We start from the raw sequence: 10,530 nt of genomic DNA on the forward strand, positions 1-10,530 counted from the left end.
ACAGAGTTCTTTAGTGGCTAATGTTTCTGTTCAACAAGATAAAATTACCTTGGCTGATAATCGAACTTTGCCAATAATTGATCGTCAATCTAATCCTGAACTTTTTTATCGGATCACTTTAAAAGATGCACCAATAGGTAAAAAATTATCTCTTACTTGTAATTGGATTGATCCTAGTGGTCAAATTGTTAAACAAAATAACTATCAAACCCGTGAAATTAAAACTTCTATTTGGGATACCTATTGTCGTTATACTATTAATTCTACTGCAAATGTAGGTAATTGGAAAGTAGAAACATTACTAGAAGGAAGAAAAATTAGCGAAGAAACATTTATAGTTAAATAAGCTGTTGTGCATTTAGTTTGTATGACCGAGATCCCCAACTTTTCTTATTGTGTCCATAAATGATCAATTGATCTTAGAATTCGGGGATCTTATACCCTCACCTGAATTTTTAAATAATTTGTTAAAATATATTATACTCATCAATAAATTATAGTTTAAACTATATGTTTCCCTATCATTTTATCGGTTATTGGGGTAATCAAAAACAAGAATTTCTGCACCAAAAATGGACAGGAATAAAAACAGAAAGTAAGGCAGAAAAATTTGTTTGCAGTATTATTTATATAGGTTGTAATTCTGTGCCGACTTTACCAGAAAATACCATTGCAGCTATGTCAGCGTCTGGATTTTCTGAACCTGATACTTGGGTAAGATTAGAAGCAGATAGGTTAATTTTGGGTAGAGAAGCATTTGGACAAGTTCCTTTATTTTGGACTCAACAAAATAATGTAATTTGGTTTGCTTCTCAATTAAAATTACTTTTAGAAATCAGAGAAAAACCAGAAATTAGTATTGCTGGTTTATATGGTTATAGTTGTTTTTCTTATATTCCCAATCCTTTAACTCCTGTAAATCAGATTTTTTCTGTAGCTGCGGGAAATGAGGTAATTTTTGATATTGATAATATTGGTTATCCTGACGTTAGAAAAGTTTATCAATGGAATGAATTACAAGAACAAATTAAAGATGAAAATACCGCAATTTCTCAATTACAAAAATTACTAAAAAATTCCATAGAAAAACAAATTACTGATTTAAAAGATGAACCTGTAGGAGTTTTCCTATCTGGTGGTTTAGATTCCTCAATAGTTGCTGCTTTATTAGTACAAGCAGGGGTAAAAGTTCGCGCTTATGCTTTAGATTTTGGTCAGTTTGGTATTTCTGAATATCCCTATGCGGAACAGGTAGCGCAGTTTCTGAATATTCCTTTAATTAAAGTTGATGCTAGTCCCCAGAATATTAAAAATGCCATTATTCCCACTGTTAAAGCTTTAGATTTACCTTTTGGTGATGGTGTCACTGTTCCTTTATATTTGTTAAATAAAGTTGCTTCTCAAGAAACTCAGGTGATTTTTAATGGTGAAGGTGGTGATCAATTATTTGCAGGTTGGACAAATAAACCTTTAATTGCTGCGGGTATTTATCAAGCTGAACATCCTCAAAAAAATGAAAGTTTTATTCACCAATATTTGCGAACTTTTCATCGTCTTTGGGGTTATGAAAAACAGGTTTATCAGCCAGAAATTTATACCCAGATTCAAAGTTTAAATGCCCAGGAATGGCTATTAGATGCTCTTGATGCTCGTTTTTGTCCTTCCTTATTACATCGTTTGCGTCGTGCTAGTTTGATGTTAAAAGGAGCGCAAAATATCCATCCCCGTGCGACTGCGTTGGGATTTACTCAGGGGTTAAATGTGCGATCGCCTTTTTGTGATTTACTATTAGCAGAATGGACTTTTCAACTATCTGGAGAACTCTGTTTACAAGGTGCTTGTGAAAAGTATATACTCAAACGTGCTGTAGAAAATTGGCTACCATCAGAAATTGTTTGGAGACAAAAGCGGGGTATGGGTGTTCCCTTAACCTCTTGGTGTGTAAAGAATTTTTGGCATGATATCGGTAATTGGCTAAATCCTGGTATACTAAAGGCAGAAAATATTTTTTACCCTGATATAGCAGCACAAATTATTACAGGACAATTAGGAGGAAATATTCAAGGACGGCGGATAGGTGAGATACTGTGGTTACTGATGATGTGGGAACTTTGGTATACTCACGTTTTTGGAATCAAACTAGGTTCAAAGTCTTGGAATCATCCATTTTTATTCCCTAATTGGTTATGGAAACAATACAAAAAATTCCAACCTTAACAACTCCATTTTCGCTAGAACTCGCTCAGGAATTATTACAAATTTACGGTTCTCCTTTATATGTTTATGATGGCGATATTTTACGCCAGACTATTTCCCATATTACCAAATCTTTCACTTATCCCCGCACCCAGTTTCATTTTGCGAGTGTCACAAATGGCAATGTTGCATTATTAAAAATCTTTAAAAATGCTGGTTGGGGACTTCATGCAAATACCCCAGGAGATATTTATTTAGGTTTAAATGCTGGTTTTGCACCCCATAATATTGTGTATAGCGGCAGTAATTTGAATCGGGAGGAAATGTCACAGGTTTTAAATTGGGGTGTGACTACTCTGAATTTAGATAGTATTTCTCAGTTGCGTTTGTTGTGTAAAGTTTTTTTAGATTACCCACAGGAAAAGTTAAATATTGGTTTACGTTTAAATATTTCAGGAGATAGTCGCATTGGTGTTAGTTTAGCTGATTTTAATCAAGCTGTTGCTATTGCTAAAAAGGCAGATTTAAAAATTACAGGATTACATTTTTATCGGGGTACAGGAACTAACGCGACTTCTGCTTTTACTGACGCAATTGATCAGATTTTAGAGATAGGACAAAATTTACCAGATTGGCAATATTTAGATTTTGGTGGTGGTTTTGGTTATCCCTATCATCATCAAGGTGCAGCTTTTAATTGGCAAATATTTGGAGATGAATTAAGTAAAAGAATTAGCAACTTAGATAAAAATATTAATTTAATTATTGAACCAGGACGTGCTGCTGTAGCTGGTTGTGGAACAATGTTAGCAAAGGTTGTATCTGTAAAATGGCAAAATCAAAAACAAATTGTTGGTGTAGATTCTACTATAGCTAATATTTCCGTTCCTGCTGTACATGGAGGTTATCGAGAAATCGTAAGTTGGAAAAATCCAACTTCTGAAAATTATCTCACTGATATTTGTGGAAATACCACATATTCACGAGATTATTTAGGTAAAAATTGCCAATTCCCCGCTTTAGAAATTGGTGATATTATCGCTATTTTAGATGTTGGTGCTTATGGTTATGCAATGTCATCTCACTTTTTACATCGTCCTAAACCTGCGGAGATTTTATGGGAAAACTGGAAACATCGTTTAATTAGAAAACGTGAAGATTACAGCGTTTTACTAAATAATCAAATCTACTAACTCCAGATCCCCGACTTCTCAGATAACTTATTCATTTAATGACAAGATTTAAACAAGAAGTCGGGGATCTTCAACACATTACCCATTACCCATTACCAAAAAAACCTATGAAATGCATTAACTGTGGAACTGAGAATAATTTAAAAGACAGAACAGGAAATCAAGGAAGATGTAAACAGTGTAATCATCCTTTTGCTTTTGAACCAACAACAATGGGAACTGCGAAAATTACAGATCCTATGTTTGCTAAAATATTAGCTGATATTTCTGCTAACAATACTTTATATTTTACACCCAAACAACTGTTATATTTTCTAGAAAATCGCATCCGACGTAAAGCATCTTCAGTTGGAGGAAATATCGGTTTATATATATTCTTCAACATTTGGGTAACGTTTTTTTTTGGAGGATTTACCAGTGCATTTTTACCTAATTCTTTCCTAGTTTGTAATTTAATTTTTCAGGTAATCACAATTATTTGTTTATATCAACAAACTAAATCTCCTCAGCTCAATTATACAGGACGTAAAGCTAGTGCAAAATCTTTAAAAATTGTTGGTATTGTGATTTTATTAGTAGGAAGTTTGATTAGTTTTCTACTAAAATCTCCACCAATTATGATTGCTGTAATTATTTTAGGAGGTTCAGCATTATTTCTCAGTCAACAAAAAATTGATCCTGCTACAAGTATTCAAGATTTGATAGTTTCTCTGTCCTCTGTGGAAGGTTGGTTAACAAAGTGGCAGGAGATTAATGGTACAATTGATAAAGTATTACCTTCTGTACAACAACAAATCATTTCCGAAGTTGATTCAACATCTATAAATCCTGAAGTTACAGCTTATAGTTTTGATAGATTGGTAGTGTGTGATAGTGCTAATATTGCACAATTATTAATTGCTAATAACTTCCATTTTGAAAATAACTGTGCAATTTTGAGTATTACTGGTTATCCTCAAAGCATTTTTACCACAACTATGGAAATGGTTAAACGTAACCCAGATTTACAAGTGTTTGCTTTACATGATTGTAGTCCTAAAGGTGTTAGTTTAGTCCATCATCTTCGTAGTAGTGAAACTTGGTTTTTAAATAATGATGTCACAATTATTGATGTAGGTTTATTACCTCGTCAAATTCTGGCAAATAAGCGGGGAATGTTTGTCCAAAATACAGATTCTTTAGCTAAAAAAGCTACAGAATTACATTTAGAAATTCGTGAGACGCTATCTAAAGAAGAATTAGTTTGGTTAGATGCTGGTAATTTTGTTGAGTTAGAATCTTTTAGTCCACAAATTTTAATTAAAGTTCTCAGAAATGGTATTTCTGGAAGTCTGAATTTAGCAAGCGATGATAGTAGTATGATTTTGATTGGTGATTCTGGTAATGATATTTATATTGTTGAAAGTTTTGGTTAAGTGGAAATAGGTGCTAAGAAGTTTTTTGTTTTTTTCTAATTGCACGAGCAATTAATGGAGCTTTCTTTTCTAATCCTGTTAAAGTAATCTCACTATTAAGATACATCTGATACCATGCTTGGCGTTGACGAATAACTCTTTCATCATCCTGTAAATGTAATCTTTGTAAAGTAAATTCAGCTTTTTGGCGTTGATGTGGTGGTACTGTATCAGTCATGACTAATTGTAGGGAAGGTAACAAAATTTCAAACCAATCATCTTCAACTTCAAATGGATCAAGAATCTGATTATCTAGAGTACCTTTACTACTATTAATCCAACCAGAAATAAAACAGTAATTACTCCATTCGTAAGCTAAATGACGATGATTTTCACAAGACAAAAAATGGTCTACAGTTCCCACAGGTTCATACATTACACTATAACCACAAAGATTATTAAAACCATCAGCTAAATCACTTTTGAATTTTGACCAATAATCTCTTGGTCTTTTTTTGGGATCTGGATTTTTTGCTAACCAGTTATTACCTGGTTGTCTTGCTTTTTTATCAAAATCTGGCGGTTCTGGTGGTGGATTAAACTTTAACATTTTTATTGAATATGATGATTATAAACCTGAATTTCTTCTTTCTGCTGTGACTATCCAACGCGGCCAAAATGGATCATGTCCTGGTAAAAGTTTTAGCAGTTCTTGATGTATTTGTGATTGTGTTCTTAAATGTTCGGGAAAATTACTCATATCATCATCACGCATCCATGCCTCTGCTGCTTCAATTGCGGTTTCTGATTCTTGAGAACGCGCTTGTTTTAGTCCAAATATTTCCGAAGTTAACCATCCTACTGTATCTCCTTGTTTAGTCCAAAAAACCTCATTTAAATCAGCGTTGTTTCCTTGTAGTTCTAATAAAAATAGTTTATCTTGTTCTTCATCAAAAATAGGTTCTAATGAAGCCAGCACAAGTGGAGAATGAGTAGTCACTAAAGTTTGTATTTTCATATTTTGCTGTATATTTTCGATTCGGTAAGGAATGAAAAAAGGCGGAGTAGTAACGACAGGCATCTCTAGTAGAACATCATTTATCACTGATAAAACAGATGGTAAAATCACTCTTTGCCAACGAGGATGCAGATGAGACTCGATTTCATCAATGAGTAAAACTATTTGATTCATTGGTTCTTGCTGCTTTAGTTCAGCAGCTTTTAGGTGTTCAAACCAAGTCCATACCAATAAATAAGCAAGTCCCAAAATACGCTTCATTCCTGCTGATGCTTGGGTAATAGGAATATTCCCGTAAGGAAGATTAATTGTAGGAATATCTCTCACATCATCTACAGATACTCGTGTTGGTTCTCCTATTTCTATCCATTCATCAGGATGGGGGGCAAGTTTTTTAATTACACGAGATAAAATATAAAATGGTGTTTTCTGTGGTTGATTTTGCCAATTTATCCAATCTTGAAGTAGACCGTTACAAAGAGATTTTCTTTTTAGTTTCAATCCGTTCCAAAGTGTATCTGTGGTAAAAATATAGGCATTATCACGGTTACGAAGAGGGTCAAAAACAGAAAAACTTCCATCAACACGAACAAAAATAACTACCTCGTTTAGTTCAAGAGGTAAATGCTCATTTAACCATTTTTGTTCAGAAAAATTAAAGCTACTTTGATAGTCTTTTGCACCATCTTGAGTATTAATTTGGGAGATAATTTCTGGGGTTTGTTCTGTATTTCTTTGCGGATAAGCGGGTTGTTCTACCCAATTTCCGCTAAGTACCCACCAAGCAACATCTAGTAAAAAGCTTTTACCTAGTCCATTATCACCAGTAAAAATGTTGAATCTATCCGCAAATTCAACATCAAATTGAGGAGATGGTCCAACTGACCTTAAATGAAGTTCTTTTAGCATTTGACTATTTCTTTAATCCTGATTTATTCACCTGCAACCAAATTTCCAAACTCACCAATAACCATAGTTTAACACCATAACGCCCCCAAATATCACCTTGAAAATCTAACCAGTTCCGCAATATGTCCTGATTGATATAGGCAGAAATTTGACTATTTCTATTTAACAATAATTTTCGCGCTTCTTTTTGCCAATATTTCCTAAATCCTAATTGTACAGGAACCATCATTCCACTTTTAGGACGATGAATAATGGTATCTGGTAAAATATCCCTGACTGCATTTTTTAAAACGGCTTTTTCTTCCACTCCTGAAAGTTTATATTCTGGGGGAATTTGCATACTAAAATCAACGACTCGCTGATCAAATAAAGGTGATAATCCTTGTAAACCTGCTGCTTGAGTTAAGTTATTTACCTTTGTTAAAATCTGATCTGCACCTTTAAATTTAATATTCAATGTCATTAATCTATTTAAATAATTAACACCGCTATTCAAATCATGGTAAAATACAGATGATTCATTTTTCAAAATTTGCCAAATTTCGGTTTTTAAAAGTTGTGGTAAATCTACAGCACACTTTTGAAAAGATATTAAATAAGCTTGGAGAGAATCTTGATTATTAATGGCACTATATAAACTATTAATTAACATTGGTTGATTTTTTGGACCACCAAAACAAGGATCTCCTCCTTCTCCATTCAGGGTAATTCCTACGTTATCTCGTGCTAGTTTCCCAACTAATAAATTTGGCACTGTTAACGGATCACCTATAGGATCATCCAAATATAACATTGTTTCTGGTAGACGTTCCCACATATCCCGAAAGGTGATTTCTAAGATGTGGTGTTGAGTGTGACAATATTGGGAAACTAAACTAGAAAATTCTAATTCATTGGGTGTTTCTGTACCAAAGTGAATAGAATAGGTATGAACTGGTGCATGATGTAATTTTGCTGTTAATGCGGTAATACTGCTAGAGTCTAAACCACCAGAAAGAAATACACCAACGGGTTGATCTTTCGGTAAATATTCTTTAACAACTTGTTTAAGTAAAGTACGTAATTGATCACCATACCATTCTAAAGGTTGATTTTTATCTATTATTTGTTCTTGGAGTTGCCAATAGTGATAAACTTGATAAGATGGCATTTTTATCAATGTTCCGGGACGAATTTCTTTGATATCTTGCCAAAGAGTTCTTTCTCCTGGCACAAATGCACAACATAAATAATCTCGTAATGCAATGACATCTAAATTATCGCTGCGATGGAATGCAAGGGTGATTAATTTCGGCGCAATCCAGGAAGTTAAACTATGAGTAGTATAATATAAAGTCCTGCTGCCTATGGCATCTCTGACTAAATATAATTCTTGCTTTTCTCGATCCCGAATTACTAAGCTAAACATTCCTATTAATAGGGATAAACATTCAAAATGATACTTTTCCCAAAGTTGAGAAATGATTTGTTGATTACTAATGTTATCGTGATCAAGTGCTAATTTCTGGAGTAATTCTAAACGATTACTTAACCAAATATCACCAACTACTATAAATGTTTGACTAGGGCTAATAGCAAAATTTTCTGGTGTAGAAATAACTGCAAATTGATCATCTTGCCAAATTACATCTTCTCGTAAATTATCTAACTTGCCATAGGCTACAAGCCAGCCAGGATTTAATGTAATATTTGTAACAGGAGATTGTGATTTTTTAGAAAAATTAAATAGCATTAGGTTGGATAATTAATATTTGATTTTTTTTTAGAGGATAATTGATTTACGCTTAGAAATATCTGTACTTTTAGTTTACGTTTCTAATATCAATACCTTGTCCATTTTCTGTAGGTTGGGTTAACCGACAGCGCAACCCAACGGATTTGTTGGGTTTCATGCTATTACTTCGCAACGTTAACGCGAACAACCCAACCTACAAATTAAGGTTTTTTCCAATTTGGAAAAGGCATCCTAATATATAAAGTAATTAGTACACAACAGCGTAAATCAACTATCCATACTCCCAAAATATACAAAGTAGCTAAAAACCTGAGAAAATGGTTTTTTAATTGCTAATTTGTCTAATTAGCAGCTAGTTTCATCATTTCGAGATGGAAGAGAACAGCAGTTAATATCATTTAAACACACTCTTCCCCATTGTAATGCCCAACGCACCAAGGCCACACGGTTATCAGTTTTAGTCTTGGTGAGAATATTACTGATATGGTTATCAACTGTACGTTTACTAATTTCCAGTTTTCCTGCAATTTCTTGGTTAGTTAAGCCAGCGGCCACTAAGTCTATAATTTGCAGTTCTCTGTCTGACAGACTAACATTTGTCCCAGACTCACTTGCAGCCATGACTTACTATTCCTCCCTTGGTATATGTACTCAAGTCTTATTTCTCATTTTAGAAGATTCTTTCCGAGGTAGATAATTTTAAATGTTGCTAATAATACTAATGCAAAGATTTTCTTTTGATTTTAGGTTTGTAGTCATAGAAGCTATAGATCAAATGTGCTTATTGTAACTAGGATTTATAAAAATGTATTTTATTGCTTACCTGAGAAATACCATAGTGTCAAACTAGATTGATAATGCCCCATCGTAAATCAAAAATGATATGAGTAATCCCTCTGTTTTATGTCTTGGCGAAGTTTTGTTTGATTGTTTAGCCAATCAATTAGGGCTGAAGCTAGAAGAAGTCAAATCATGGACTCCCTACCCCGGAGGAGCGCCAGCTAATGTGGCCTGTGCTTTGGTGAAGTTGGGGACATCAGCAGGATTTATTGGTGCAGTGGGGGTGGATGAACCTGGGAACACACTAGTAACATTATTAGCAGATGTTGGTGTAGATATAACGGGTGTACAACGACATTCTACAGCGCCAACGAGACAAGTTTATGTAGTTAGGGATTTGGCGGGCGATCGCTCTTTTGCCGGTTTTGGTAAATACGATACTTCAGAATTTGCTGATACTCGCCTCCAAGCAGCACAATTACTACCTACGCTCTTTGATGAAGCCGATTTTTTGGTAGTAGGAACACTAGAATTAGCTTATCCCGAAAGTGAAAAAGCTGTTTTGCGAGCGTTGGAGTTAGCAGAACAATATGATCTGAAAATTATTCTTGATGTCAATTGGCGCCCTGTATTTTGGCAAGATGAAAATACAGCTAAAACCAAAATTTTGGCATTATTAAAACGATTTGATTTCCTCAAATTGACTAAAGAAGAAGCACAATGGTTATTTGAGACTACAGATCCAGGAGCAATTACTTACAGACTTAATTCCTTAGAAGGAGTTTTAGTGACAGATGGGGAAAATGGTTGCGCCTATTGTTTAGGTGAAAACGAAGGTAAATTACCTGCTTTTGCTATGTCTGTTGTTGATACAACCGGTGCAGGAGATAGTTTTTTAGCTGGATTTATCCATCAATTACAACAAGTAGGAATTCACAGTCTTAAAGATGGAGAAATAGCGAAAAAAATTGTCACCTATGCCAGTGCTGTGGGGGCATTAACTACTATTAAACCAGGAGCGATCGCCTCCCAACCAACTGCCGGAGAAGTAGATGCTTTTCTGGCTTCCCATCAACTTGAATTCAGGGAATAGGGAACAGGGAACAGGGAACAGGGAACAGGGAACAGTATTTATCTTTACTCCTGCCTCCTGCCCCCCCGCCTCCTGCTTCCTGTTATAATCATTTGATATCTACAGGACTTACGCAACTGGCACATTGGTAGGGTGTGGTTCGACAAGCTCACCAACCACGTCAGACTGCATAAATCCTGCAAATAAACAGATTGTTGATATCTGACGCACCC

Annotated in this window: 8 protein-coding genes and 1 pseudogene; 5 read left to right on the plus strand and 4 right to left on the minus strand. The window is 34.6% G+C overall.

Annotation, left to right across the window (positions count from 1 at the left end; genetic code table 11):
* The 4 genes and pseudogenes from CUN59_RS02520 to CUN59_RS02535 form a co-directional block, all read left to right on the plus strand.
* Positions 1-346: pseudogene (locus tag CUN59_RS02520) on the plus strand (DUF3859 domain-containing protein); the annotation flags it as partial.
* Positions 347-510: 164 nt separating this feature from the next.
* A complete protein-coding gene (locus CUN59_RS02525) occupies positions 511-2,217 on the plus strand; it encodes an asparagine synthetase B family protein (protein ID WP_104386354.1) in 1,707 nt (568 codons plus the stop codon).
* Positions 2,187-3,389 (plus strand): diaminopimelate decarboxylase family protein, encoded by a 1,203-nt coding sequence (locus CUN59_RS02530; RefSeq protein WP_104386355.1) that lies wholly within the window; start codon positions 2,187-2,189, stop codon positions 3,387-3,389. The genes CUN59_RS02525 and CUN59_RS02530 overlap by 31 nt, the downstream gene beginning before the upstream one ends.
* A gap of 107 nt (positions 3,390-3,496) precedes the next feature.
* Positions 3,497-4,804, plus strand: a complete 1,308-nt coding sequence (locus CUN59_RS02535) for a toprim domain-containing protein (RefSeq protein WP_104386361.1) — start codon at positions 3,497-3,499, stop codon at positions 4,802-4,804.
* Between the two features lie 13 nt (positions 4,805-4,817).
* Here CUN59_RS02535 and CUN59_RS02540 read toward each other — a convergent pair whose 3' ends face one another.
* The 4 genes from CUN59_RS02540 to pedR all read right to left on the minus strand — a co-directional run bounded on the left by CUN59_RS02540 (position 4,818) and on the right by pedR (position 9,066).
* Positions 4,818-5,393, minus strand: a complete 576-nt coding sequence (locus CUN59_RS02540; RefSeq protein ID WP_104386356.1) for a hypothetical protein — start codon at positions 5,391-5,393, stop codon at positions 4,818-4,820.
* An 18-nt stretch (positions 5,394-5,411) separates the two neighbouring features.
* Positions 5,412-6,710, minus strand: coding sequence for an AAA family ATPase (locus tag CUN59_RS02545; RefSeq protein WP_104386357.1), 1,299 nt, complete (start codon positions 6,708-6,710; stop codon positions 5,412-5,414).
* 4 nt (positions 6,711-6,714) lie between these two features.
* The gene (locus CUN59_RS02550; protein ID WP_104386358.1) at positions 6,715-8,442 is read right to left on the minus strand and encodes an asparagine synthetase B family protein; all 1,728 of its coding nucleotides are present in this window, start codon (positions 8,440-8,442) and stop codon (positions 6,715-6,717) included.
* Positions 8,443-8,790: 348 nt separating this feature from the next.
* Positions 8,791-9,066, minus strand: coding sequence for a photosynthetic electron transport-dependent transcriptional regulator PedR (gene pedR / locus CUN59_RS02555; protein WP_104386359.1), 276 nt, complete (start codon positions 9,064-9,066; stop codon positions 8,791-8,793).
* A 262-nt stretch (positions 9,067-9,328) separates the two neighbouring features.
* On the opposite strand from pedR, the gene CUN59_RS02560 reads away from it, so the two are divergent.
* A complete protein-coding gene (locus tag CUN59_RS02560; protein WP_104386360.1) occupies positions 9,329-10,318 on the plus strand; it encodes a carbohydrate kinase family protein in 990 nt (329 codons plus the stop codon).
* The last annotated feature ends 212 nt before the right edge of the window (positions 10,319-10,530 follow it).

This window comes from Cuspidothrix issatschenkoi CHARLIE-1, assembly GCF_002934005.1.
Taxonomy (GTDB): Bacteria; Cyanobacteriota; Cyanobacteriia; order Cyanobacteriales; family Nostocaceae; genus Cuspidothrix; species Cuspidothrix issatschenkoi.

Excerpts from the sequence above, each read along its gene's own strand:
- CUN59_RS02525 (WP_104386354.1), top strand. The coding sequence starts at position 511 with ATGTTTCCCTATCATTTTATCGGTTATTGGGGTAATCAAAAACAAGAA.
- CUN59_RS02530 (WP_104386355.1), top strand. The coding sequence starts at position 2,187 with ATGGAAACAATACAAAAAATTCCAACCTTAACAACTCCATTTTCGCTA.
- CUN59_RS02535 (WP_104386361.1), top strand. The coding sequence starts at position 3,497 with ATGAAATGCATTAACTGTGGAACTGAGAATAATTTAAAAGACAGAACA.
- CUN59_RS02550 (WP_104386358.1), bottom strand. The coding sequence starts at position 8,442 with ATGCTATTTAATTTTTCTAAAAAATCACAATCTCCTGTTACAAATATT.
- pedR (WP_104386359.1), bottom strand. The coding sequence starts at position 9,066 with ATGGCTGCAAGTGAGTCTGGGACAAATGTTAGTCTGTCAGACAGAGAA.
- CUN59_RS02545 (WP_104386357.1), bottom strand. The coding sequence starts at position 6,710 with ATGCTAAAAGAACTTCATTTAAGGTCAGTTGGACCATCTCCTCAATTT.
- CUN59_RS02560 (WP_104386360.1), top strand. The coding sequence starts at position 9,329 with ATGAGTAATCCCTCTGTTTTATGTCTTGGCGAAGTTTTGTTTGATTGT.
- CUN59_RS02540 (WP_104386356.1), bottom strand. The coding sequence starts at position 5,393 with ATGTTAAAGTTTAATCCACCACCAGAACCGCCAGATTTTGATAAAAAA.